This window comes from Streptomyces hirsutus, assembly GCF_001418415.1.
GTDB classification, from domain to species: Bacteria; Actinomycetota; Actinomycetes; order Streptomycetales; family Streptomycetaceae; genus Streptomyces; species Streptomyces hirsutus.
In genome coordinates, this window is record NZ_LIQT01000031.1 from 1 (window position 1) to 25,286 (window position 25,286).

Genomic DNA, 25,286 nt, shown 5'->3' on the forward strand with positions numbered 1-25,286 from the left:
ACGACATCACACAGGCCCTAGCGCTCGCCGACGAACAGCCCGCCCGTCAACTCGCCGAGGCCGAGGCCCGGCACCTCAAGGCGCGCCTGGACGAACGCGGCGCCCGCATCGAGGATCTGCAGCGCGCCCTGGCGGCCCTGACCCCGGCCCCGGCCGGGCAGCCATTCCCCAGCCCGCACCGCCGTTCGAGGTGCCCGTCGTCCCTGCACCGGCCCCTGCACCCATGGAGGCCGGGGAGACTGTGCACGGCTCCGCCGCGGGTAGGCGGCGCCGCTGGTGGCCACGCCGGGACTGATGAAGACCCTCAGCCACCACCAGCAGGAAGAAGAAGGGAGGGGCGGGGCTGGACAGCGGTCGACTCGCCAGGGGTTCGGGAGGCCAGGGCATGGTGTTGCGCGTCGGCCGGGCGTGCTTGCCCGGCCATTGGAGCGGCCGGGCCGCGGGGAAGGAGGGGCGGAAGCCGGCGGTACCTCGGGTCGGACCGGCTGTGCCCAAAAGGGGTGTCCCAGGGGAGTGATCGGTGCAGGCCGGTCCGGTGACGAGACCTTGATCGCGCAGGTCAGAGGCGCCGAGCCAGTGCCGGACGGTGTCCTGGGCCAGCGAACCTTGACCGCTTGCCATCGAAGATTGAGCGGTGGGGACCAGGCGCCCTCCGGCGAGCTGAGCATGTCATCAGGCGTGACGGCTCGGTCTACCTGACCGGACCTTCATCTTCTCCTGGCTGTTCGTCAGGCATGTTCAGGATGCTCTCTCGGGCGTACCGAGGGCTCCCCGGGGTAGGGGCCATGAGTTCGGTGAGAAGCCTGCTCGGGTCCTCCGTGGACAGCGCCAGGCCCAGGATCTGCACGATGCGCAGAGCACAGTCCCGGATGGCCTGAGCGTCCTTCTCGGGCGCCGCCGTGCTCCTAATCTCGTCACACACTCGGCTGAACTGCTCAGCGCTGATCGTTGGCCGACTTACCGGTTGCACCATGGTGCGCTCCTCCTAAAAGAGCGGGCCGTTCCACCCGCTCTTCCAGAAAGCGCTGAGCACACCCCGACGGCAACTGGAGAGAGCCAGCGCGCAGGCGCTCGACCAGAGCCGCTCAGCGTTGGCACGCGCTCAAGGTGCGCCGTCACAGGACACCAGTGTCCTGTGTGCGATCTCTCGGTTTGGTGTCAGTGGATGGCGTGTCAGTGGTGGGTTTCCGTGGTGCTGTCCGGACGCGCTGGTCAGCGACCTGGGAATCGGCCCTGCCGTAGGTGGTGCCCCTGTCATGAGATGAGAGGTCAGGGGTGTCGGTACTGTCACCGTGCGGTATACGCGCAGGTGGTGTACTGACCCGAAGGTGAGAGATCGCCGTCGGGCAACTGCCGACGCGTGCAGAGCGGGGCGACGATTTCCGGGCCGCCCGGCAGCAGGAGGCGTACCGGCACGGCCTGGTCGTCGCGAAGGGCGTCCTCACCTGCCCCCGGCCTCGGACCGGACGTGAGCTGCCCGCGCCGTAGCTGCCGTCCTACGCTCCGGTGCGGGGCACGCCGCGCTTGGGGGCATGGATGAGCCACTGCTCGTCGATGCGCACCCCTGTGTAGGCGGTCATGAAGGCGAGGGCCCGTGCCTCATGGGAGGAGGCGTGGGCGTGGTGGCCGAATCGGTGCAGCCACTCCTGGGGCCAGGGGTCCGCGGGGTAGTCGGCGGGCTCGGACTGCCGCACCCTGCGGCCGTCGGCCCAGCAGTACACATAGCAGGAACCCTTCGGATTGAAGAACACGGTGGCCAGCCGGGTGCCCACCGACAGCCGGGCGCAGAGGGAGTCGGACGACGCCGCGGCGCCGATCAGCACCGCACCGCCGTCGCGCCGTGCCACCCACGCCTCGAAGTCCATCGGCGAGTACTCGGGCTCGCCGTCGTCCTTGTCCTCGGCCTCATCGCCGGCCCAGTCGGCATGCGGGTCCTCGGCCATCTCCCTGAAGGGGCTGTCCGTGAGCGGGCACCGCGCCGGTTCCGCACCGAGTCGTCCGATCAGCTCGTCCTCGTCGACGGCTGCGACGAACGCCAGGTCGAGTCCGTCCCAGTATCCCTCCCACTCATAGGAGGCGATCAACGCGTCCGCCCGAGTCTGCCGGTCCCGTTCCTGCACACTGATCGACGGCGCTCCGGCCAGACCGGCAAACAGATCAGTGAGCGGCCCGTCGAGGCCCAGGCGGCCAGGGGAGCGCCCCGCGATGGCCGGACGCCATGGATCGGCCCCTGCCCGCAGCAGGGCTTCGGCGACGCTTCGGTTGCCCCAGCGCACGGCTTCCCGCAGAGGCGTCGCCCCCTCTGCGTCCGCCGCGTCGACGTCGGCCCCGTGCGCGACCAGTACGTCGACGACGTCACCCGGCGCATGCGTGGTGACGGCCTCATGCAACGGCGTCGCACGGAGGGCGAACGACCGAGCGTTCGGATCGGCGCCTGTGACCAGCCGATGACGCACCTCGGCCGGATCACGCCAGTTGAGCGGCGTCATGCCCCATGCATCAGACATGCGATTCCTCTTCGATGGTGTCCGGGACCCGCTGACGAGACAACCCCCACCCTGCAGACGAGGTGAGCCGACGAAGTCGCGGCAAGAACGAAGGCACTCATCGGTTGCCTGTCAGGGGCGGCCGGAAGGTTGGTGATGATCACTGGTGGACGGCACCGTAGCCGAAGGGGCTGACAATTCGGGCTCCTCATCTCCCGGCAACCGCGGTCGCCGGGGCCGATTGCCCATGTCTCCTGGTGTTGCACGGTCGTTGATCCCCACGCCCGAAGGGCCCGGCCCGATCACGCCAAATACTCCACCCGGTGCCGCGCCCGACGACGCACAACCTCAGGAAACGGGCCCGGTGCACCGGCCCTGACGTCGCCGACTCGGCCCCGCACCGTGAGAGCAAGTGGTGGCCTCCTCCCGGCCGGCGGCCCCGGCAAAATGGGCTGTCCCTCTTGGTCTGGGGGCGGTGAGTGGCCGGCTCGGCGGGGCCGTACTATTGCTCGGTGATCAGCCGCGCCACTGGTCGAGTCGCACCGGCGCCGGCCGACGGGCTGCTGGACGGCCCGATGGCGGGCCAGTCTCCTGGAGGTCGAACCACCCGTGTGGATTGAAGCCGTCGCGGCCCTGCCCGGCACGACCGTCTTCCGGCCCCCTGCTTCGGAGTCGTCGCTGCTGCGCTGTGCCACGGTCCTCGGCCATCCACTGCCCGCGGACCTTGCTGCCCTGCTCCGCGAGAGCAACGGCGTCGAAGGTGAGTACGGAGCCGGGCTCATCTGGTCTGCCGAGCGCATCGTCTCCGAGAACCGGGCCTGTCGCACGGACAGTGGGTTCGCCGCCCTCTACATGCCGTTCGATCCGCTGCTCTTCTTCGCGGACGCAGGCAACGGGGACCTGTTCGCGCTGCTTTCCGGGCTCCGGCGGCCCGATGTGTTCGTCTGGGACCACGAGAACGACAGCCGCACCTGGGTGGCACCGAGCCTGGCCAAGTACCTCGAGTGGTGGCTGACCGGGCGGATCACGGTGTAGCACCACGCCTCACGACTCGCCGGCCCCCGATGAGATGATCTTGGCGTGGCTGGTGTGATCACGGGGGTCGGAACCGGCCTGGTCCACCGCGGGAGGGGAACATGTCACGCTCACAGTCTCGGCGGGGGGCCGGTGCCGCAGAGGGCACCGTGCCGCAGGGGAAGCCCGCGTCCCGGCGCCGCGGGGCAATCGTCGGCGGGGGCGGGAAGGTACGCAAAGGGCGTTGTCACGTTGTTGGGTGCGTGACTGTCTGATGGTGCGTCGGGGCGTGGTGGGCCCGCGGGCACTGTCACGTTGGCTGAACTGATGCTCGAGCGCGGTGTCGTCGTGTCCTATGAGACGGTCCGCCGCTGGTGCCTGAAGTTCGGGCAGTCCTACGCCCACGGCCTGTGCCGCCGACAGCCCCGGCCCGGGGGCAAGTGGCACTTGGACGAGGTCTTCATCAAGATCAACGGCGAGCAGAAGTACCTCTGGCGCGCGGTCGACCAGGACGGCAACGTGCTCGACATCCTCGTACAGAACCGGCGGGACACCGCTGCGGCCCGGCGGTTCTTCCGCAGACTGCTCAAGACGACCCGTACGGTGCCGCAGGTGATCGTCACCGACCAGCTCCGCTCCTACGGCGCGGCCCACCGCGAGGTCATGCCCTCGGTCGAGCACCGCTCGCACAAGGGCCTGAACAACCGGGCGGAGAACAGTCACCAGCCCACCCGGCAGCGCGAACGCGCCATGAAGGGCTTCTCCGCAGTGTCGGCGGAGCCCAGCGGTTCCTGGCCGCGTTCAGCGGCATCTCACCCCACTTCCGGACCCACCGCCACCTGATGACCGCTGCCCACTACCGCGCCGAGATGACCATCCGCTTCGCCGTCTGGGACCAGATCACCGGCCGCGCCGCCCTGCCCACAACAGCCTGACCCAGACCGCCGCCCGAGGCCGACCCACACCCCGACACATCATCAGGCACTCACACACTCAACAACGTGACAGCGCCCTCCCACCGGCCCCACCAGGGCATCGCGAACGCCCGCCCGCTGAACCCCTTGCCGGCGCCGATCGCCGATCCGGACGAGACAGCCCGCCTCAACATACGACGATCCGATCGCCTCGGCGGCGTTCTCCACGAGTACGAACATGCCGCATGACCTGCGCAGATGGGGTTATCGGCAAGGGCACCGTCCGTGCGCTGATCAGCGAACTCGCCAGTATCCAGGAGACCGTCCTGTTCTACCACGACGGCGGCAGGGGCCGCCCCCGCGCCCAGCGCATGCTCACCGAGATGAACGACACTCAGCGCCAACTCGCCGAACTCTTCAACATTGCCCGCTACGCGCCAACGCGCTGACCAGCACGTTTCCCGGCATGGGTAATACACGCCCGCCCCGCGAGACCATCCCTGACCAGCAGATATGCCGGTCAGGGATGAGCTAACGGGGAAACTCGGGCTAGCGGTCGAGGCCGCCGATCAGCAGATCGGCGATCCGCGCGGCCAGGTCGTGGAGCTCGGCGGTGGTCTGGCCCGGTCGCGGCTGGAACCACATGTCGGTGGCGTTCAGGCTGCTCAGCAGCACCCGCGCAGCCAGCTTCGGGTCCTCGGTGCGCAGGCTCCCATCCGCCATCCCCTCGGCCACCACGCGCCGGAACATCAACTCATAGTCCTCGCGGATGCCGTTGAGCTCCGCAAGCATCTCGCGTTGCCGGGCCTTCAGCGCGGCCGTGGCCTGGCCGTGCACGCCCTGGTGGATCGTGTTGTGGTAGGGCAGATTGACCATCAGGTTCTCCGCATGCGCGACGGCCATCGCCATCAGACGATCGCGGCCCGTGCCCGGGCCCGCCGCCAACGGTTCGACGGCCTCGCGGACTTTCCGCATGCCGTGTTCGTACACCGCCAGGAAGATGTCGAACTTCGACCGGAAGTAGTAGTACACCCGTCCCTTGGTGGCACCGATGGCATCGGCGATGTCGTCGATGGTGGTGCGGGTGAAGCCTTGGCGCTGGAAGATGTCCGCAGCCGCGTCCAGGATCATGGTGCGGGCCGCATCGTGCGCTGCCACGGCGACCCCGAATTGTTCAGTTGTCATGCGTCTTTCTCCAAGACCAATGACGTGGCGGGCGCTTCGACGCAGCATAGCCGTGCCCGATTCTGCGGCCGCAGGGGGCACAGCCATGCGTGATGTTCGGCGGGGGTCAGAGCTCGAAGAGCCCGGCCGCGCCCATGCCGCCGCCGATGCACATCGTGATCACGACGTACCGGGCAGATCGGCGTCGTCCTTCGAGCAGCGCGTGCCCGACCATCCGGGCACCGCTCATGCCGTAGGGATGGCCGATGGCGATCGCACCGCCGTTGACGTTGTACTTCGCCGGGTCGATGCCCAGCCGGTCGCGGCAGTACAGGGCCTGCGAGGCGAAGGCCTCGTTCAGCTCCCACAGGTCGATGTCGTCGACCCCGAGCCCGTGCTGCTTCAGCAGCTTCGGAATCGCGAACACCGGCCCGATGCCCATCTCATCCGGTTCACAACCGGCGACCACGATGCCCCGATAGGTGCCGAGCGGTGCCAGCCCCCGCCTCGCTGCCTCGGCGGCCTCCATCAGCACGAGCGCGGCGCCGCCGTCGGACAGCTGCGAGGCGTTACCCGCCGAGATCGTCGCCGCATGACCGGGGCGGTCCGGCAGCACCGCCCGGAGCGATGCCAGCCCCTCGGCCGTGGTCGACGGGCGGTTGCCCTCGTCCAGCTCGAGCCGGAACTCCTCGGCAGTCGGCTCGCCGTCGGCACCGGTGACCAGCTTGGTGCCGGAGAAGGCCACGATCTCGTCGGCGAACAGCCCGGCCTTCTGGGCAGCCGCGGTACGGCGCTGCGACTCCAGGGCGTACGCGTCCTGCGCCTCCCGAGAGACGCCGTAGCGCTCGGCCACGTTCTCCGCAGTCTCCAGCATGGAGACGTACACATCATGGCCGTGCTCCACGAGCCACGGATCCTGCGCGCGGAAGGAATTGCGGTGGTCGTTCTGCACCAGGCTGATGGACTCGACTCCGCCTCCGACCGCGATCTGCAGGCCGTCCGCGACGATCTCCTTCGCTGCTGTGGCGATGGCCATCAGGCCGGATGCGCACTGGCGGTCGACACTCATGCCGGGCACCGTGACCGGAAGCCCCGCGCGCAGCACGGCCTGCCGCGCCACGTTGTAGCCGGTGGAGCCCTCCTGCATCGCGCAGCCGAGGATCACGTCTTCCACTTCGCCCGGTTCCACGCCGGCCCGCTCCACCGCGGCGGCGATGGCGTGCGCCGCCAGGGCCTGTCCCTGGGTGTCGTTGAACACGCCCCGGTAGGCCCGGCCGATCGGGGTACGGGCGGTGGATACCACTACTGCTTCACGCATGATTCAGGCCTCCTGGGAGTTCGGATCGAGGGCGACGGACATGGTCGCGGTGAGCCCGCCGTCGACCGGGATGACGGTGCCGGTGATGTACGAACCGGCCCGAGAGAGCAGGAAGGTCACGACGCCGGTGATGTCCTCCGGGCGCCCGATCCGCCGCAGCGGATTGGCGGCGGCGATCGCGTCGCCCCGCTCGTCGAGCACCCACTTCATCATCTTGGTCGGGAACGGTCCCGGCGCGATCGCGTTGACCAGGATCGACGGTGCCAGGTTCGCTGCCATGTGCCGGGTCAGGTGGTGGATCGCGGCCTTGGCCGCCGAGTACGAGTAGTTCTCGTAGTTCGGGACCGCCAGGCCGTCGATCGACCCGATGTTGATGATGCGCGCCGGTGCGTCGCCGGCGGCCGCTCCAGCCTCCAGCAGCGGGCGGGCCAGCTTGGCGAGGGTGAAGGGCGTCTTGACGTTGACCCCGAGCACCTTGTCCCAGGCCGCGTCGGGGAATTCGTCGAACGGCGCTCCCCATGTGGCACCGGCATTGTTCACCAGCACGTCGAGGTGGTCGGTGCGCTCGGCCACCGCGTCGATCAGGTCGCGGCAGCCCTGTTCGGTGGCGATGTCGGCGGCGAACGCGTGGATCTCCCCGAACTCGGACAGCGAACGGGCGGCCTCGTCCGCCGCGTCCGCCTTCCGGGTGGAGATGAAGACGACGGCGCCCGCGCGCAGCAGACCTTCGGCGATCATCCGGCCGATGCCGCGGGCGCCACCGGTGACCAGGACCTTCTTACCGGAGACGTCGAACAGATCGGATGGTGCGCTCACCGGGATTCCTCCGTGATGCGTGCGGCGCGCAACGCCGACCGCCGGACCTTGCCGGCGGCGTCGCGCAGGGACTGATGGACCAGTTCGATGGTCGCGGGCTGCTTGTGGCGCGAGAGCCGATCGGCGAGGAAGCCGCGCAGCTCGGTCTCGGTGGCACCGCCGGATTCGGGGGTGTGCACGATCGCGTGCAGGTGGTTGCCGGTGTCGGCGTTGGGCAGGCCGATCACCACCGCGGTCAGCACTCGCTCGTGCTCGACCAGGGCCGCCTCGATCTCGGCCGGATACACGTTCACGCCGCCCACGGTGATCATGTCGGAACGACGATCATGCAGGTAGAGGTAGCCGTCGGCGTCGAACCGTCCCATGTCGCCGAGCGACGACCAGCCGTCGCGGATGTGCGGCTCGGCGCCGATGTAGTGGTAGGTCGCGTCGGTGCCGGGGGTCACCCGCATGAAGATCTCGCCGGCGACGTCCGGTTCGGTGATCTCGGCACCGTCGGGGTCGAGCAGTTTCATCTCACCCCAGGTGACCTGCCCCACCGAGCCGACGTGCGCGAGCCACTCGTCGCCGCGGATGGTGCAGCCGGCCTCGGCTTCGGTACCCGCGTACAGCTCCCAGAGCCGCTCCGGCCCCAGCCATTCGATCCACCTCCGCTTCAACCACGTCGGGCAGGGCTCGGCACAGTGCCACGCCGAGCGCAGGGACTCGAGTGGATATCTGCTCCGGACCTCGTCCGGGAGGGCCAGGATCCGGCGCATCATCGTGGGCACCAGATACACCCAGGTCACGCCGTATGCGTCGATCGCGGACAGGGTGCGTTCGGCGTTGAACCTGGTCAACAGGATCACCGATCCGCCGAGGAAGATCGTCGATAGCGCGGTCGCGAACGGCGCGTTGTGGTGCAGCGGCGCGGTGATCAGCGCCTGCTCCCCGCGCTCGATGCCCCACATGCCAGGGTCGGAGCCGGAGGTCACCGCCGGGCGCCCGGACATGATGATCTTGGGCCTGCCGGTGGAGCCGCCGGAGATGGGCGCCTTCCACGACGGCGCGATCCGCGGTTCCAGGTCAGTGTCGGGCTGCCCGTCGCCGAGGCCGATGACGGTGACCGCCCCCGCCCGATCGGCCACCGGGCCGTCCGGTTCGACGACTACGACGGCGGGGTCCCCGAGTTCGAGGATCGCGTCGAGCTCGGCCGGGGTCATCCGGGGTGAGAGCACCTGTGGGGTGGCCCCGGCCTTGTAGCAGGCGAAGGCGGAGAGGATCAGGTCCGTGGAGTTGGGCAGCAGCAGGGTCACGATCCGACCGGGCGCCGCTCCGGCGGCGATCAGCCCCCACGCCATGCGGTTACTGCCTCGATGCAGCTGTTCCCAGGTCAGGGTGTCGGCATCGGCGCGCACCACGACGGTGTCGCCGATCTCGGCGGCGAACGCCTTGGGGATCTCGGACAGCGGAAATCCGTCCTCGGGGCGAAACATCACAGCTGCACCTCCGGTTCACGCCCGGCGTTGGGTTCCCGACGATCGATGACGCTCTCGGCTGCCGCGGTCTTGCGGTCTTCGCGGCGCAGCGCCCGGTGCAGGGCCACGGCGAGACCGCCACCGATGAGGGACGCGATGATCACGATGTAGAAGCCGGAGGTCGGATCCCCCGAGCCGGACTCGGCGAGTCCGAACAGGTACGGGCCGACGAAACCGCCGGTCAGACCAACCGTGTTGATGAACGCCAGGCCGGCGGCGGCCACCACTCCGGACATCCGGGCCATGGCCACCGCCCAGAAGATCGGCAACGTGCCGATCATCAACACCGCCAGCACGCCGATCAGCACGATGCGGACCACTGGCGAGGGGACCGCCAGGAAGAGCCCGGCGCCCACCGCGCAGCCCACCGCCAGGGCACCGATGGTGAACGCCTCGCGCGGCCGGCGCCGGAAGAGCGCCGGCATAAGCAGCACGCCGATGGTTCCGCCGATGCCGGTCACGCCGCTGAGCAGACCGATGAGGAAGGCACCGCTGACGTCCAGCGATTCGATGATCGACGGCACGTTGAAGGTGACGCCGTTGATGGTGATCTGGTTGAAGAAGTAGATCAGCCCGATGAGCAGGATGAACGGCCGGCCGAACGCCTTGCCCATGTTGCCGCGGAGGGTGTGCCCGCCGTGCGCATCCGAACCGACGGACGCCTGCTGGGTCAGGGCGGCCGCCTGCTGCGGGGTGAGCCACTTCGCGTCCGCCGGCTGCTCGGGCAGGACCAGCAGTACGACGAGGCCTACGACGATGGTGATCAGACCCTCGACCAGGAACATCCACTGCCAACCCTGCAGTCCGCCCAGGGAGTCGAGCTCCATCAGGCCACCGCCGAGCGGACTGCCGAGGAAGATCCCCATGGTGGCCGCGAGATAGACGTAGCCGATCGCGGTCGCCCGGTCTTTCTGGGCGAACCACTGCGTGACCATGAACATCATCGCCGGATACAGGCCGGCCTCGGCTGCGCCGAGCGCCATCCGCCCGATGTAGAAGGTCACATCGTTGGTGATGAACATCATGAGCGCGGTGACCGCGCCCCAGGTGATCGCGATCCGGGCGATCCAGCGCCGCGGCCCGATCCGATACATGATCAGGTTGCTGGGCACCTCCAAGAAGGCGTAGGTGAGGAAGAACAGGCCGGCGCCGAGACCGAAGGCAGCGACGCCGATCCCGACATCCGCCTGCAGGTGGGTCTTCGCCAGCGCGATGTTCGTGCGGTCGACGTAGGACATGAAGTAGGCGAGGCAGAGGATCGGCAGCAGCCGCAGCATCGCCTTCCGGGTCGCCGTGGCGTGGAGGCGCCCGGCAGCGGTGATCGACATCAATACACTCCAGAGATCAGGCCGGGACGTTCGCGCTGGCGCGTTCGGCCAACTTCACGTACAGGTTCGTCTGGTCGAAGGCGGATCCCAGTGCATGCGGGTCGCTGACGTCGGCGATCTCGTCCCAGCGGGCCGCGATCGTCTCCGCGGTGCGCTCCGTCTCGGGCAGGAAGACCGGGCGGGCCTCCAGCATCCGCGAGACCGCGAAGACGCCGGCCCCGGCCCCGAGGATCACCCCGTTCGGCGCCGCCTCGGAGACCAGGAAGACCGCACCCGGGGCGATGGTCTCCGGCCCCAGCTTGGCGGCGGCCTCGTCCGAGATCAGCCCGTCGGTCATCCGGGTGGCAGCGGTCGGCGCCAGCGCGTTCACCCGGATGCCCTTGCGCTCCCCCTCGATGGCGAGCACGTTGGTCAGACCCACCAGCGCGGACTTGGCCGCACCGTAGTTCGACTGCCCGAAGTTGCCGTAGATCCCGGACGCCGAGGTGGTCATCAGAATGCGGCCGTAGCCCTGCGCGACCATGTGCGGCCAGACCGCCTGGGTGCAGTGCACCGAGCCCATGAGGTGGACGTCGATCACTTTGCGGAAGTCCGCCAGATCCATCTTGGCGAAACTCTTGTCCCGCAGGATTCCGGCGTTGTTGATCAGGATGTCGATGCGGCCCCAGCGCTCCGCGGCACCGTCGACCATCTCCTGCACCGCGGCGACGTCGGTGATGTCAGCATCGCAGGCGACCGCCTCGCCGCCGAAACCGACGATCTCGGCGACCACGGTCTCGGCCCCCGAACCGTCACCGCCGATGTCGTTGACGACCAGCTTCACCCCGCGCTCGGCGAGGGCGAGTGCGTGCGCACGCCCCAGGCCGCCGCCGGCCCCGGTGACGATCGCTACCTGTCCAACAAACCCATTCACCGTGAGACCCCTTCTGACCAGCAATACTACGGCGTATCATGTGACGGGTGCCACGAAAGGTCAAGGGGTGCTGCAGGCGCATTTCGCGCTGACGCTCGCGGCCTCGTGTGCGACATCCCGTGAGTTCCCCTGAGCCCGGCTGAGTCCCCAACGCCGTGACCAGGGGGTTCTTTCTCCTTCGGGTGCTCTGCGGGCTTGTGACGTAACTTCGGGATTCTTGAAGCGTTCTCACCTCGTCCGACCGATCCGCAGTCGGACTGAAGGCGAGGAGGCTCGGGTTGGCTGCGTTGGCGGTCGTACGGGACCTGCGTGAGCACTGGGCGCCCGCGTCGGCGGAGGAGCTGGAGCGGTTCGAGACCGACGTGCTGTCCGGGTTCGTTCTCGCGCGGGCCTCAGCAGGGCTGGCGGACGGCACCATCCGCGGGGACCTCGGCCACCTGGATCAGATCAGGACCTGGTTCGGCCGACCGCTGTGGGACATGGAGCCGGCCGACGCCGACGCGTACTTCGGGAAGGTGCTGCGTGGCTCGCCGAGCGGCACCCGGCTGGGCCGGTCGCAGGCGCTGAGCACGTACTTCATGTTCCTGGAGCTGCGGCACAAGGTCGAAATCCACCGGATGACCGGCCGGGTGATCGAGTGCCCGATCGACGAGATGAACCGGCCGCGCGGGGCCAAGGACGCCCAGCTGCGGATCCCGCCGAGTGAACCGGAGGTCGGGGCGCTGTTCACCGGCTGGGGCGGCGAGCTGGCCACCTGCCGGAAGTTCGCCCCGACCGCCCGGAACTACACCGCGGCGAAGCTGATGTCCCAGGTCGGCCTGCGGGTGAGCGAGGCGTGCAAGCTCGACCTGGCGGACATCAAGTGGGACCTGGGGCGCTTCGGCAAGCTCCACGTCCGCCATGGCAAGGGCGCCCGCGGCTCGGGCCCGCGCGAGCGGATGGTCCCGCTGATCAACGGCGCCGACCGGACCCTGCGGTGGTTCATCGAGGACTTGTGGGGCCAGTTCGACGACGACCACACCCGGCCCGGCGCCCCGCTGTTCCCCTCCGAGCGCAAGAACACCGACGGCTCCGCCCGACGGGTCGGCGACGACGCCCTGCGAGGCGGGCTCGACAACGCGGTCGAGGCTCATCTGCCGGGCTGGGGCGACAAGCTCACGCCGCACGTCCTGCGGCACTTCTGCGCGTCCCAACTCTACGGAAACGGGTTGGACTTGCTCGCAATCCAGGAGATCTTGGGGCATTCCTGGATCGCCGCGACCATGCGGTATATCCACGTGCAGCAGACCCGGGTCGAGGACGCCTGGGCCGCCGGGATGGAACGGGCCGCGAAGCGGCTGGAAGGACTGGCCCGATGAGGTGGAACCTGCGGCTGACCGCCGCGAACAAGGGCATCTGGAAGGCCTCCGAGCTCCAGCGGAACCTGGCCGAGCACGGCCTGGTGATCTCGGCCGGCAAGATGTCCGGGCTGTGGTCCGGCCAGCCGGTCTCGCTCAAGCTGGAGGACCTGGACGTCATCTGCGTGGTCCTCGACTGCGAGATCGGTGACCTGTTGATCCCCGAGCCGGAGAAGGTCCGCCGCCCGGGGCAGGCAGAGGAGACGGAACGGGCCGCTGTCGGCGCGGGAACCGCCGCCCCGAAGGTGATCCCCAAGCGCCGGGGCGGCCGGTCGCTGCCGCCGGAGTGAGCCGGTGGCACGGTTCCCGAAGGGCTACGTCAAGCCCACCGACTCCTGCGACAGCTGCCTGGCCTGGGGAAACTTCAGCGGCCGCCTCTGCCCCAGCTGCTACATGTTCGGCCGCGGCCACGATGCGGCCGCATGCACCGGCTGCCGTCGCGTCCAGCCGCTGAAGTGGAATTACTGCCGCCTGTGCTGGTGCCAGGCCCGCCTCAGCGCGAAGGCAGTGGCCGGCCGGCCCACGGACGAGACGGACGTGCGGGAGCGGCTCGCCGCCGTCCGACACCACCAGCTGTTCTTCGTCGGGATGCACTACCGCAGAAGAACGACGCCCTCGGCACGGCGGCGCAAAGGACGGCGGGGAGCCCCGCGCAAGCCGCCCCCCGCTCCGGCCTGGCGCCCGGATCCCGGCTGGCGGCAGCTCCCGCTGTTCGCACAGCTCCCCCGTGACTACAGCCGGCTCACCCCGGTCGACGCCGACCTGGCCGGCCCGTGGCTGGCCTGGGCGAAGTACCTCGCCCACCGGCTCGCCGAGGCCCGCGGCTGGGGGCGCAACATCCGCTTCGCCGTCAACCGCGGCCTGGCTCTCGTCCTCACCGGCTACATCGAGAGCGATGTCATCCGGCATACGGAGATCTTCGCCCCGCTGCGGGCCCTGGACCTGCCGGTCGGCCACGCCGTCACGGTCCTGGACGAGATGGGGATCTTCGAGGACGACAGCGAACCCTCCTTCGAACGATGGCTCGCCGAGAGGCTGGAGGGTCTCGCACCCGGCATCCGCTCGGAGACCGAGCGCTGGACCCGCATCCTGCGCGACGGCGGCCCCCGCAGCCTCCCGCGACGGGAGGGCACGGTCTGGCTCTACCTCAACCGGGTCCGCCCGGCCCTGCTGGACTGGTCGAACCGCTACGACCACCTGCGGGAAGTGACCCGCGACGACGTCCTCACCCACGTCAAGACGCTGCACGGCCACCGGCGCCACGACCAACTCGTCGCCCTGCGCTCGCTGTTCAGCTGGGCCAAGCGGAACGGGCTGATCTTCCGCAACCCGACCAGCCGGATCAAGGTCGGGCAGTACGAGTACGCCGTGCTGCAACCGCTCGTCCCCGAGCAGGTCGATCGCTCCGTCGCGGCGGCCACCATGCCGGCGACGCGGCTCATCCTCGCCCTCGCGGCGGTCCACGCCGCAAGGGTTGCCCAGATCGCCAACCTGATGCTCGACGACATCGACCTCGGCGACCGACGGCTGACCGTCGCCGGACGCGTCCGCCCGCTCGACGACCTCACCCGGAAACTGCTGCTGGGCTGGCTGGAGCACCGGCGAAACCGGTGGCCGAACACCGCGAATCTTCACTTGCTGATCAACAACCAGACCGCCACCAAGACCAGCCGCGCCAGCAACCACTGGATCAGCGCCGCGATGCGCGGGCAGGATGCGACGCTGGAGCGGCTCCGCGTCGACCGGCAACTCGAAGAAGCCCTGACCCACGGGCCCGATCTGCTCCACCTCGCCGAGGTGTTCGGGCTCGACGAGAAGACCGCGATGCGTTACGCGGACTCGGCCCGTCAGCTGCTTCTGGCCTCGCCCGGTGAGACCCCCGGCGGAACTGTCAGAGGAGCCGAATAGGGTCCAGTGACGTCCGTATCCAGTAGGAGAGACCGTGGCTCTCAACGCCGTTGAGGCGATCCGCCAGCTTCAAGACCGGAGTTCCGCCAAGCGCCGCTCGGCCGCGAAGCGACTTCGAAAGCTGGGCGACCCAGATGCCGGTCCTGCCCTGCTCGAAGCCCTGAAGAACGAGGTAAGGGATTCGCGGACCTGGGAGACCCAGTATCAGATGACAATGGCGCTTGGTACTTGCGGCTCCCCGTCCGACCTCCCCTACCTGCGAGATCTCGTCCTTCAGCGCGAAACTCTCCATGCGGTTCACACTGCCGGGGGCGACGCCATCATCCGTCTGAGCTACATGGAGCACTCCCCCACAGAAGCGATTCGCTGGTGCCTCAGTACCAGTAACGAGACGCTTGTGGGCGGAGCGTTGCAAGCTGTGGCCATGATCCGACTTGTCCCGGATCAGGAAACCGTCACCTACGTCCTCGACTTCATCGAAGACAGGTCCCCGCACAATGGGCTCTACTTCTGGCCCGCTGTTGCCGCGGCCGGCTGGACGGGGCAGCGAGTGCACGACTTCCTCACCTCATGCGCCTCCAGCCCCCGATCCGATGTCGTCGAAGCCGCCACTACCTCCCTTGCCGGGAACTACGGCAACTACCGACCTCTGTAGCCGGCCCGCACCCCAGGTTCGTCGTGAACCCGGGCCTTCTCGCCGGAAGATCTGGTATCGGCCCCGTGGGTTCCTACCGAGAACCCTTCAGTTGTCACGAACTCACGGGGCTCTCCGGGGCCGAGTAGTTCTGGTACAGGATTTGGCGCTGAGAAGGATCATGATCTGGCCTGCGGCAGGACCGCAGCACTGTCCGACGTGCCCGTGCGTCAGGTCCGTGGCCTTTCTTTAGGAACGGCATCAGTCGCTCATCCGCTCTGCCCATTCGCGCTGGGTCACGGCGTGCTCGATGCGGCTGACGATGTCCCTCTTGGACTCAGCGCCCAAGGTCTCCGGGAGGTGCTGTCACGTTGGCTGACCGGGTGGGATGATCTTCGGGTTGGTCATGGTGGAGGGGAACCGTCCGTGGACAGCGCGCCGCCGTCGTACAAGGGGCACCGGTACCCGGCCGAGGTGATCTCCCCCTGCGTGTGGCTGTACTTCCGTTTCCCGCTCGGCTTCCGCGAGGTGGAGGAGCTGATGCTGCAACGCGGCGTGATCGTCTCCCACGAGACGGTCCGGCGGTGGTGCGCCAAGTTCGGGCAGGCCTAAGCGAACGGACTGCGCCGCCGTCGGCCGCGGCCCGGGGACAAGTGGCATCTGAACGAAGTGTTCGTCAGGATCAACGGGGAGCTGACGTACCTGTGGCGGGCCGTGGACGCCGACGGCAACGTCCTGGACATCCTCGTGCAGAGCCGCCGGGACACGGCCGCCGCCCGGCGTTTCTTCCGCCGCCTGCTGAAGAAGACGCGTGCGGTCCCGCGGGTGATCGTCACCGACAAGCTCCGCTCCTACGGCGCCGCCCACCGCGAGGTCATGCCCTCCGTGGAGCACCGCTCCCATAAGGGCCTGAACAACCGGGCCGAGAACAGCCACCAGCCCACGCGGCAGCGCGAGCGCGCCATGAAAGGCTTCCGTTCCGTAGGCAGGGCTCAGCGATTCCTCGCCGCCTTCAGCGGCATCTCCCCCCACTTCCGACACCGCCGCCACCTGATGACCGCCGGCGAACACCGCCTCGAGATGATCATCCGCTTCACCATCTGAGACCAGGTCACCAGCAGCACCGGCCTGCCCGCCGTAGCCTGACCCAGCACACCAGCCAGGCCACAACACGCCCCGGCACGCCGCCGGTCGCTCACACCCCCGCCAACGTGACAACGCCTTTACGAGCCCCACACCCGCACGTGCGGGTTGATCTCTGCCTCCTGTTTCCGGCCTCGGGACTGGTAAGGCCGCATGTTCATGTGTCCCGTATTCCTCGATCATGCAGTCCAGCCTGTGACGCCGGTTGTCCCCAGAGGGCCTGCCGGGGCGTCCCGCGGCACCTGCGACCGGTGCAGGGCATCAGGGGTTCGTCGGTCCGGATCGGCCAGCCAGTGGTGGACTGCGAGCGCGGTGGTACGGGCATGCTCTTCCAGCATGGTGAAGTGGTCTCCAGGCACGGTGACTTCGGTGTGCGGAAGATCCCATACCGGGGCGGGCTCCGCGCCGGGCAGCGAGTCCCGGGCCCGTACGAAGAGGGTGGGGGAGGCGAGCCGCAAAGGCTTCCAGCCGGCGAAAAGCTCGAAGTACCCGGCCATGGCGGTGAGTCGGTCCGGGGCGGTCGGGAGGAACTCCGCCGCCCGGTGCAGCATGTCCGACGTCATTGCGGAGAGTGTCTGTCCATGGTCGTCGTCACTGCTGGGATAGGTGTCCACCAGGACTACGGCGAGCGGGGCGGAGCCTTCGGCCTCCAGCCGCTCGGCCACGGCCTGGGCCACCCAGCCACCGGCCGAGCGGCCCAACAGGACCAACGGTCCGTCACCCGCGGCCGCGCGGACGGTGGCGGCCTGGGCGGTGACGAGGGCGTCCAGCGTGGCCGGCAGCGCCTGCCCGTGCCCGAACCCTGGGTGCCGCACCGCCCAGGCCGGCCGCAGGCCCCGCAGTCCGGTGCCGAAGCGCGCGTATTCCTGGGGTCCCGAGAGCGCACTGAGGGCGGGGAAGCAGATCAGCCGGGGCCCCGCGCCGCCCGGTGCGAGAGTCACGGGATCGAGTGCCGCACCGGGCGCCTTGGCGCTGTCGAAGGCTGGGCGGAGGCGTGCGGCGATGGTGAGCAGCGCCATGCCGTCCCAGGTCCGCCCCCGGTCGCAAGCGGCGCGGAAGAGCGCACCCAGGGAATCCGAAGCACCTCCGGTGTCCGGTGCGTCCCCGGCCCGCGCCGGGGCTTGCGGTGGACCGGCCATCCCCGGACCGCCGGGAACACCGTTGTCCGCCGTTCGGTCGGGGCCGCCCGGGTGGCCGATGGCATCCGGTCGTTCGAGGGCGCCGGGGTTGCCGGGGGCACCGGTGACGCCGGGAGGAGTTGCCTCCTGGGCGTACCGCTCTGCCCGTTCGGCGGCAACCGTGCGCGGGGTCGGGAAGTCGAACAGCAGCGTGGGCGGCAGCGTCAGCCCCGTCGACGTCGCGAGCAAGTTGCGCAGGTCGACCGCGGCCAGGGAGTCGAGCCCCAGGTCTGCCAGCAGGTCGTCCCCGTCAATCGCGGCCGTCCCCTCCGGGTGGCCCAGTACCGAGGCCGCCAGGGCCCGCACCTCTGTGAGCAGCAACTCGCCCCGCTCGCCCGGGGAAGCGGCCGCCAGCCGTCGGCCGAACAGGGCCCCGCCCCGGCCGCCCGTGCCCGCCGCATCGGGGACGGGCGGCCGGGACCGGCCCGCCGCTGGATCGCTGCCGCTTAGGAGGGTCGGGGCGAGGCGGGCTGCCACCACCACCGGGTCCTCACCGGCCACGGCGGCGTCGAAGAGGGCCAGGCCCTCGTCCGCCTCGAGCGGGCCGAATCCCGAGCGGGCCATCCGCCGCAGGTCCGTGTCGGTGAGGTGCGCCATCATGCCCTCGCTCTGCCGCCAGGGACCCCAGGCGATCGACGTACCGGGCAGACCGAGCCTTCTCCGGTGCCGTGCCAGGGCGTCCAGCACGCAGTTGGCGGCCGCGTAGTTGGCCTGACCGGCGGAGCCGAAGGTACCCGCCACCGAGGAGAACAGCGCGAACATTGCCAAGTCGCGCCCCCGGGTCAGCTCGTGCAGGGCGAGGGCGGCGTCCGCCTTGGGCCGCAGCACCCGCTCCAGACGGTCGGCGGTGAGCGCCGGGAGGGTGCCGTCGTCCAGTACCCCCGCGGTGTGCACCACACCGGTCAGCGGATGGGCCGCCGGCACCGAGCCGAGCAGGGCGGCGAGCGCCGTCCGGTCCGCGACGTCGCACGCCCGGACGGTCACCTCGGCGCCCGACTCGCCCAGTTCCGTGACGAGTTCGTCCACCCCTGGTGCGTCCGGTCCGCGTCGGCCGACAAGCAGCAGACGTCGGACGCCATGGGCGGCGACCAAGTGCCGTGCCACCAGCATGCCCAGGAAACCGGTACCGCCGGTGACCAGGACGGTGCCCCCCGGATCGAGCCGCCGCCGGGACCGCCGTTCCCCCGTCGCCCCGGCCACCCGGACCAGCTTCGGTACGTACGCTGTTCCCCGTCGTACGGCTGTCTCCGGCGCCACGGCGGCCAGCAGGACGGGGAGGAGGCGCACGGAGTCGGGGTGATCGTCCATGTCGACCAGGGCGAACCGGCCCGGATTCTCCCGCAGGGCCGAGCGGACCAGCCCCCACACCGGTGCGTGGGCCGGTGCGGAAGCGCATCCACCGGATGCGCCGGAATCCTCGGAACCGGTGCCACCGTCAACCGGACCACCACCATCCGGGGTGACGGCGCCGGAGGTGACAAGGACGAGACAGGAGTCCGCCGGGCGAGGTTCGGCGAGCCACTCCCGTACCAGCTTCAGTGCCCAGCCCGCCGCCCACCGTATCTGCGCCGCCGGGTCCTGGGCACCGCCGGCCGTGTCCGGTGGCGGTGGGCACGGTGCAACGAGGACGGCCGGTGATGCGCCGTCCGCCGCCAGGTCGGCGTACACCGGAACGCCGGAACCCCGGGGCGCGAGCACATCCACCTGCCGTGTGCCCGCCGTGCCCAGGACGCCCCACGGGGGCACCACCGGAGGTACGGGCGGCTCGGGCAGCGGCACCCAGTCCATCCGGTGGAGAACCCCAGGGACCGGATCCACCGTTCCCGATCCGGTACGCGGAAGGGGCCGGAGCGTCAGCGAACGTACCGCGGCCACCGGCGCGCCCGCCGCGTCGGTCAGCTCCACTCCGGCCCGCCTGTCCGGACCGGGAGTGATCCGCACCCGCAACCGCCGCGCGCCGGCCGTGTGCAGGCGCACCCCGCCGAAGGCGAACGGCAGGGAAACCCCACCACCATCCGTCCTGTCCGTCCCGGCACGGTCCGCCGTGCGCCCGTCGAGCGCCAGGGCGTGCAGCGCCGCGTCCAACAGCGCCGGATGCAGGACGAACCCTGGGCCACCCGCGTCCGGGAGCGGGGCCCCGGCGGCCTCGGGCAGCGTGACCTCGGCGTACAGCTCCTCCCCGAGCCGCCAGGCGGCGCGCAGGCCCCGGAAGGTGGGGCCGTAGCTCAGCCCGCTTCCGGCCAGCCGCTCGTACGGGTCGGCACCCGGATCGTCGGCGTACAGCGGCACCGCGCCCGGCGGCGGCCAGGGCGTGGCCCCGGCCCCTGCCCCGGTCGCGGCCGCTCCGCGGTCCGCCGGCTGCCGCTCCGGCCCGAGCGTCCCGGAGGCATGCCGATGCCAGGGCCGGTCACCCGTCGGCGTGTGCGGCCGGGCGTGGAAGAGCACGCTCCGCCGTCCCGCACCGTCTGGCCCCGACACCTTCACCTGCAGCTCGACCGTGCCGTCCGCAGGCAGCGACAGCGGCGCGGTCAGGGCGAGTTCGTCCAGGACGGGCGCGCCCGCCGACTCACCGACGTGCAGGGCCATCTCCACGAAGGCGGCCGCCGGCAGCAATACCGTCCCCGCCACCACATGGTCGGCCAACCAGGGCTGGTCGTGCACCGAGAGCAGCCCGCTCAGCAACAGCCCGTCGTCGTCGGCCGTCGCGGTGCGGGACGACAACAGCGGGTGGGCCGGGGCGTCCGGTGGGGGAGTGGCCCGATGCCGCGGGGTGGCGTCGAGCCAGTACCGGCGGCGCTGGAAGGCGTACGTGGGCAGAGGGACGCGCCGACCGCCGCGCCCGGCGAAGACGGCCCGCCAGTCGACGGGCACGCCATGGGTGTGCAGTGCGGCCACAGTGTCGAGCAGGGCGTCCGCCTCCGGCCGCACCCCGCGCAGAGTCGGCAGGACCAGCGGCGTCGGGGTCCGCTCGCCGACGGGCGCTCCGTCCGTGCCCGGGCCCGCCGGAGCCGCTCCGGTCGCGGCGAGGCAGCTGCGGACCAGGCCGGTGAGCACCCCGTCCGGCCCCAGCTCGACGTAGTGTGCCGCGCCCCGGTCCTGGAGATACGCCACTGAATCGGCGAAGCGGACCGGGCGGCGGACATGGCCCACCCAGAACTCCGGTGAGCTCAGCTCCTCCTCGGTGCCGGCCCGGCCGGATACGGCGCTGACCAGGGGAATCCGCGGCGCGGCGAAGGAGAGGCGCCGCACCACGTCCGCGAAGTCGGCCAGCATGGGTTCCATCCGCGCGGAGTGGAAGGCGTGGCTCACCCGCAGTGGCGTCGTGGACCGGCCCCGCTCCTGGAAGTGCGCGACGGTCTTTTGCACTGCGGTCTCGTCCCCGGAGACGACCACCGAGGCGGGCCCGTTGACGGCGGCGACCTCCACCACACGCCCCGTCCCGGCGAGTTGGGCGGCCACTTCGGCCACCTCGTCCGCGTCGGCGGCCACGGCGGCCATCGCACCGCCCGCAGGCAGCGCGTCCATCAGTCGGCCCCGGGCCGCCACCAGGGTGCAGGCGTCCGCGAGGGACAGCACCCCGGCGACATGCGCCGCGGTCACCTCGCCCACCGAGTGCCCGGCCACCAGATCCGGGCGCACACCCCAGGTCTCGAGCAGCCGGAACAGGGCCGTCTCCAGGGCGAAGAGCGCCGGCTGCGCGAACCGGGTCGTGTGCAGGAGCGCGTCCGTCTCCGTGCCGGAGCCAGCGAACACGACGTCCCGCAGAGGCACCGGCAACAGCGGGTTGAGCAGGGAGCAGCTCTCGTCGAACGACCGGGCGAAGCTTGGATGGAGTTCCCGGGACTCGTACAGCTCACGTCCCATGCCCACGCGTTGGCTGCCCTGGCCGGTGAAGAGCAGGGCCAGCGGGCCCTGGCGACGGGACGTGCCCGTCCGCACCCCGGGCCGGCTTTTTCCCTCCGCCACCGCCCGCAGGGAGGCGAGCAGTTCCGCACGGTCCCGGGCCACCACCACGGCCCGGTGCTCGAAGGCCGCGCGGGTGGTGGCGAGCGAGTACCCGATGTCCACCGGCGCCGCGTCCGGGTCGGCGGCTACCTGGTCGTACAGCCGCCGCGCCTGGGCCCGCAGCCCCGACCCGCTCCTCGCCGACACCGCAACAGCCACGGACGGCGGCACCGCCCCGCCATCGACGCGGCTGCTCCCGGCCCCGTCGTCCGCCACGGAAACCGGCGGCGGGGCATCCCGATCCGCCGGGGCCTCCTCCAGCACCACATGGGCGTTGGTGCCGCTGATGCCGAAGGAGGACACCCCCGCCCTGCGGGGGCGGTCTGTCCTCGGCCACTCCACCTCCCGGGTCAGCAGCGCCAACCGCCCCGACGACCAGTCGACTCGGCTGGTCGGTTCGTCGGCGTGCAGCGTACGCGGCAGCACGCCGTGGGCCATCGCCTGCACCGTCTTGATCACGCCCGCCACCCCGGCGGCGGCCTGGGTGTGACCGATGTTCGACTTCACCGAGCCCAGCCAGAGCGGATGCTCCCGCGCCTCCCGCCCGTACGTCGCCGAAAACGCCTCCGCCTCGATGACATCGCCCAGCCGGGTGCCGGTGCCGTGTGCCTCCACCGCGTCGATGTCCCCGGGGGCCAGCCCCGCGTCCGCAAGGGCCTGCCGGATCACCCGCTGCTGCGCCGGACCGTGCGGTGCCGTCAGCCCGTTGCTCGCCCCGTCCTGGTTCACCGCCGAGCCGCGGACCACGGCCAGCACCGGAAGCCTGGCGCGGCGCGCCTCGGACAACCGGCTCAGCAACAGCATGCCGGCGCCCTCGGCCCATCCCGTGCCGTCGGCGGACGCACCGAACGCCTTGCAGCGGCCGTCCGGGGCCAGTGCCCGCTGCCGGCTGAACTCCACGAACGACGAGGGCCCCGACATCACCGTGACCCCGCCGGCCAGCGCGAAGGACACTCGCCCCGGCGCAGCGCCTGGGCCGCCAGGTGCAGGGCCACCAGGGACGACGAGCACGCCGTGTCCACTGTGACGGCCGGGCCCTCCAGGCCGAAGGTGTAGGCGATACGACCTGAGGCGACGCTTCCGGCGCTGCCGATGCCGAGGTAGCCCTCGACATGCTCGGGTACCTCTGTGAGACGGCCGGCGTAGTCGCTGTACATCAGCCCGACGTACACCCCAGCCGACGAGCCGCGCAGGGTGCGGGGAACGAGACCGGCGTGCTCGAGGGCCTCCCACGCCACTTCGAGCAGCAGCCGGTGCTGTGGGTCCATGGCCAAAGCCTCGCGGGGGGAGATGCCGAAGAAGCCGGGGTCGAAGCGGTCCACATCGGAGAGGAAGCCGCCCTCACGTACATACGTTCGGCCGGACCGCCCGGGGTCCGGGTCGTACAGCGCCTCCGTGTCCCAGCCCCGGTCGGTGGGGAACGGACCGATGGCGTCCCTCCCGTCAGCCACCAGCCGCCACAGCTCCTCGGGGGAGGTCACGCCCCCGGGATAGCGGCAGGCCATCCCCACGATCACCACAGGATCGTCGTCCGACCGAGCCGCGCCTTGGTGCGCGATCCCGGCTCCCGACGGTGCGGTGGCGCTCCGCGAACGGAGGTGGGCGGCGAGCGCGGCGGCCGTGGGGAAGTCGAAGGCGACGGCCTCGGAGAGCGGGAGGCCGGTCGCCGCCGACAACCGCTCCCGTAGCACCGTCGCCGTCAGCGAGTCCATGCCGAGATCGCGGAGCGCCGTTCCGGGCTCCACCGCCTCCGCCGTACAACCGAGCACGGCCGCAGCCTCGTTCCGCACCAGGGCCAGCAGGTCCGCCGTCGACTCCTCGGCCGCCCCTGTGCCCAGCGTCCGTGCGGGCCGGTCGGCGAGGGCGTGCCGCCGCACTTTTCCAGAGGCGGTACGGGGAATGCCCTCCACCTCGTACAGTTCGGCGGGCACCTTGAAAGCGGACAGTTCCGCACGACAGGCGGCGAGGACCGCCCCCCTGTCCAGTACACCGCTGCCCGGTGCGGGGACCAGATAGCCGACCGGCACCTCGCCGAAGACGGGGTGCGGGCGTCCGGCCACGGCGGCGTCCGCCACCCCGGGCAGCCGCCACAGCACCGCCTCCACCTCCGAGGGGTGGATGTTCGCTCCGCCTCGGATGATCAGCTCACTCGCCCGGCCGGTGATCACGAGTTCGCCGGAAGCCTCGATCCTGGCCAGGTCGCCGGTGCGGAACCAACCGTCGCGCAACACCTCGGCGGTGGCCTCCGGCCTGCCGTGGTAGCCGGCCATGACTCCAGGCCCGCTCACCCACAGCTCACCCTCGCCGGTGTCCTGTCCGTTCGCGCCACCGCCGACCCGGACCCGGGTGCCGGGCAGCACCCGGCCGCCGATGTGCTGCCCGGTGCCGCCATGGTGACCGGACCCGCCTCGGTGCTGCCGTAGTGCTCCAGGTAGGGGGCCCGACAGATTGCCTCGAAGGACCTCCGGAACTCGGACCCCGCCGAAGCGCCCCCGCTGATGCAGCCCCGCAGCGCGGGCGCCCTGAGCCCGCCGCCCTCCTCCCCGTCACCCTCCTCGCTCCGGACCGCGTCGAGCAGGGCCGAGTACGTCGTCGGCACCCCGCCGAGGAGAGTGTAGGGGGCGTCCGTACGGCGCAGTTCGCCGAGCACCTCCGCCACCGAGAACCGGGGCGGGAGCATGGCGCTCGCCCCGGTCGCGGTCACCCCAAGGGCGCAGACCACCTGGCTCATGGCATGGTGGAGGGGCAACGGCCACAGCACCCGGTCCCGTTCCGACAGACCGAGAACACCGACGAGGCCCGCCGCGACCGGCGCGAGGCGGTTGCGCTGGGTGGACAGTACTCCCTTGGGGGTGCCGGAGGACCCGGAGGTGTAGAGCAGCCACGCCGTCTCGTCCAACCCAAGATCGTCCCGGGCGGGCGTCCCCGGCTCCGTACACGCCAACTCCTCGTACCGCAGAACGCCGCCCGCCGCCCCGGCCCCATCCGCCAACGCTCCGGAGTCCCCGGATAGCGGAGTGTCCCCGTCCTCCTCACCGCCCTCGGCCACCACCACGATCAGCCCGGGGCGGGACAGCAGTCCCCGCCGATGCGTCAGCCGGGCCTCATCGGTGATGAGCACGCGCGCACCACAGTCCTCCAGCAGATGGGCCAACTCCGCCCCTGAGCTCCCGGGATCCAGCGGCACGCCCACCCCGCTCGCCCGGGTAACGGCGAGCAGGCTCTCGACCGCCTCGACACGGTTGCCGAGCAGGATGGCCATCCGTTCGCCCCGCGCCAGGCCGAGCCCCGCCACATGTCCGGCCAGCCGTCCGGTCCTGCATTCCAGGTCCCGGTAGGTCCGCCGCGTACGGCGGTCCTGGAAGGCGACCTTCTCCCCGAGGTGCCGGGCATGTTCCCGGAGCGACTCCGGCAGTGGCCTGATGGTGTCCGTGTCTGTACCCACTCGTTCCGCCCCTCCCGTGGACTCCTACGGAAGATGGTGGCGCGGTTCGCCTGGTTCCCCTGCGGCAGTGGCGCAGCGACCCTGCTCATTCCGTGGCGGGGGACCC

At 70.6% G+C, this 25,286-nt stretch carries 17 protein-coding genes and 3 pseudogenes; 9 read left to right on the plus strand and 11 right to left on the minus strand.

What is annotated here, in order from left to right:
- Positions 1-17: 17 nt before the first annotated feature.
- Positions 18-179, minus strand: coding sequence for a hypothetical protein (locus tag AOK11_RS42635; RefSeq protein WP_157869268.1), 162 nt, complete (start codon positions 177-179; stop codon positions 18-20).
- 1,317 nt (positions 180-1,496) lie between these two features.
- A complete protein-coding gene (locus AOK11_RS02525) occupies positions 1,497-2,507 on the minus strand; it encodes an ankyrin repeat domain-containing protein (RefSeq protein ID WP_063793400.1) in 1,011 nt (336 codons plus the stop codon).
- 588 nt (positions 2,508-3,095) lie between these two features.
- On the opposite strand from AOK11_RS02525, the gene AOK11_RS02530 reads away from it, so the two are divergent.
- From AOK11_RS02530 to AOK11_RS02540, 4 genes and pseudogenes are all read left to right on the plus strand, one after another.
- A complete protein-coding gene (locus AOK11_RS02530; RefSeq protein ID WP_055591977.1) occupies positions 3,096-3,521 on the plus strand; it encodes an SMI1/KNR4 family protein in 426 nt (141 codons plus the stop codon).
- Between the two features lie 300 nt (positions 3,522-3,821).
- Positions 3,822-4,435, plus strand: a pseudogene (locus AOK11_RS02535) (IS6 family transposase); the annotation flags it as partial.
- A 66-nt stretch (positions 4,436-4,501) separates the two neighbouring features.
- Complete coding sequence (locus AOK11_RS38935; RefSeq protein WP_240497181.1) at positions 4,502-4,663, plus strand: hypothetical protein; 162 nt, start codon at positions 4,502-4,504, stop codon at positions 4,661-4,663.
- Positions 4,660-4,863, plus strand: coding sequence for a hypothetical protein (locus AOK11_RS02540; protein WP_055591978.1), 204 nt, complete (start codon positions 4,660-4,662; stop codon positions 4,861-4,863). The genes AOK11_RS38935 and AOK11_RS02540 overlap by 4 nt, the downstream gene beginning before the upstream one ends.
- Positions 4,864-4,963: 100 nt before the next feature.
- Here the strand turns inward: AOK11_RS02540 and AOK11_RS02545 are convergent, their stop codons facing one another.
- From AOK11_RS02545 to AOK11_RS02570, 6 genes are all read right to left on the minus strand, one after another.
- Complete coding sequence (locus tag AOK11_RS02545; RefSeq protein WP_240497182.1) at positions 4,964-5,572, minus strand: TetR/AcrR family transcriptional regulator; 609 nt, start codon at positions 5,570-5,572, stop codon at positions 4,964-4,966.
- Positions 5,573-5,705: 133 nt separating this feature from the next.
- The gene (locus tag AOK11_RS02550; protein WP_055591980.1) at positions 5,706-6,896 is read right to left on the minus strand and encodes an acetyl-CoA C-acyltransferase; all 1,191 of its coding nucleotides are present in this window, start codon (positions 6,894-6,896) and stop codon (positions 5,706-5,708) included.
- Positions 6,897-6,899: 3 nt separating this feature from the next.
- Positions 6,900-7,712, minus strand: a complete 813-nt coding sequence (locus tag AOK11_RS02555) for an SDR family oxidoreductase (RefSeq protein WP_055591981.1) — start codon at positions 7,710-7,712, stop codon at positions 6,900-6,902.
- Positions 7,709-9,187 (minus strand): AMP-binding protein, encoded by a 1,479-nt coding sequence (locus tag AOK11_RS02560; RefSeq protein WP_055591982.1) that lies wholly within the window; start codon positions 9,185-9,187, stop codon positions 7,709-7,711. Before AOK11_RS02560 ends, AOK11_RS02555 begins: the two co-directional genes overlap by 4 nt.
- The gene (locus tag AOK11_RS02565; RefSeq protein ID WP_055591983.1) at positions 9,187-10,557 is read right to left on the minus strand and encodes an MFS transporter; all 1,371 of its coding nucleotides are present in this window, start codon (positions 10,555-10,557) and stop codon (positions 9,187-9,189) included. The genes AOK11_RS02560 and AOK11_RS02565 overlap by 1 nt, the downstream gene beginning before the upstream one ends.
- Positions 10,558-10,573: 16 nt before the next feature.
- The gene (locus AOK11_RS02570; RefSeq protein ID WP_055591984.1) at positions 10,574-11,470 is read right to left on the minus strand and encodes an SDR family NAD(P)-dependent oxidoreductase; all 897 of its coding nucleotides are present in this window, start codon (positions 11,468-11,470) and stop codon (positions 10,574-10,576) included.
- A gap of 278 nt (positions 11,471-11,748) precedes the next feature.
- On the opposite strand from AOK11_RS02570, the gene AOK11_RS02575 reads away from it, so the two are divergent.
- The 5 genes and pseudogenes from AOK11_RS02575 to AOK11_RS38940 all read left to right on the plus strand — a co-directional run bounded on the left by AOK11_RS02575 (position 11,749) and on the right by AOK11_RS38940 (position 16,513).
- Positions 11,749-12,828, plus strand: coding sequence for a tyrosine-type recombinase/integrase (locus AOK11_RS02575; RefSeq protein ID WP_055591985.1), 1,080 nt, complete (start codon positions 11,749-11,751; stop codon positions 12,826-12,828).
- Positions 12,825-13,157 (plus strand): helix-turn-helix domain-containing protein, encoded by a 333-nt coding sequence (locus tag AOK11_RS02580; RefSeq protein WP_055591986.1) that lies wholly within the window; start codon positions 12,825-12,827, stop codon positions 13,155-13,157. Before AOK11_RS02575 ends, AOK11_RS02580 begins: the two co-directional genes overlap by 4 nt.
- A gap of 4 nt (positions 13,158-13,161) precedes the next feature.
- Positions 13,162-14,775 (plus strand): hypothetical protein, encoded by a 1,614-nt coding sequence (locus tag AOK11_RS02585; protein ID WP_055591987.1) that lies wholly within the window; start codon positions 13,162-13,164, stop codon positions 14,773-14,775.
- A 34-nt stretch (positions 14,776-14,809) separates the two neighbouring features.
- On the plus strand, positions 14,810-15,430 hold the full coding sequence (locus tag AOK11_RS02590; RefSeq protein WP_055591988.1) for a HEAT repeat domain-containing protein: 621 nt from the start codon (positions 14,810-14,812) through the stop codon (positions 15,428-15,430).
- Positions 15,431-15,835: 405 nt separating this feature from the next.
- Positions 15,836-16,513, plus strand: a pseudogene (locus tag AOK11_RS38940) (IS6 family transposase).
- 218 nt (positions 16,514-16,731) lie between these two features.
- On the opposite strand, the gene AOK11_RS46585 reads toward AOK11_RS38940, so the two are convergent.
- The 3 genes and pseudogenes from AOK11_RS46585 to AOK11_RS46340 all read right to left on the minus strand — a co-directional run bounded on the left by AOK11_RS46585 (position 16,732) and on the right by AOK11_RS46340 (position 25,180).
- Complete coding sequence (locus AOK11_RS46585; RefSeq protein WP_420902963.1) at positions 16,732-20,451, minus strand: type I polyketide synthase; 3,720 nt, start codon at positions 20,449-20,451, stop codon at positions 16,732-16,734.
- Positions 20,452-20,526: 75 nt separating this feature from the next.
- Positions 20,527-24,068: pseudogene (locus tag AOK11_RS46590) on the minus strand (type I polyketide synthase); the annotation flags it as partial.
- Positions 24,020-25,180: an AMP-binding protein gene (locus tag AOK11_RS46340; protein WP_055591993.1), complete on the minus strand. Its 1,161-nt coding sequence runs from the start codon at positions 25,178-25,180 to the stop codon at positions 24,020-24,022. The pseudogene AOK11_RS46590 and the gene AOK11_RS46340, both read right to left, overlap by 49 nt.
- Positions 25,181-25,286 lie beyond the last annotated feature (106 nt).

What these genes read in the sequence shown, in the direction of transcription:
- AOK11_RS02525 (WP_063793400.1), bottom strand. Translation starts at nt 2,507, where the DNA reads ATGTCTGATGCATGGGGCATGACGCCGCTCAACTGGCGTGATCCGGCC.
- AOK11_RS02580 (WP_055591986.1), top strand. Translation starts at nt 12,825, where the DNA reads ATGAGGTGGAACCTGCGGCTGACCGCCGCGAACAAGGGCATCTGGAAG.
- AOK11_RS02540 (WP_055591978.1), top strand. Translation starts at nt 4,660, where the DNA reads ATGACCTGCGCAGATGGGGTTATCGGCAAGGGCACCGTCCGTGCGCTG.
- AOK11_RS02550 (WP_055591980.1), bottom strand. Translation starts at nt 6,896, where the DNA reads ATGCGTGAAGCAGTAGTGGTATCCACCGCCCGTACCCCGATCGGCCGG.
- AOK11_RS02560 (WP_055591982.1), bottom strand. Translation starts at nt 9,187, where the DNA reads ATGTTTCGCCCCGAGGACGGATTTCCGCTGTCCGAGATCCCCAAGGCG.
- AOK11_RS02565 (WP_055591983.1), bottom strand. Translation starts at nt 10,557, where the DNA reads ATGTCGATCACCGCTGCCGGGCGCCTCCACGCCACGGCGACCCGGAAG.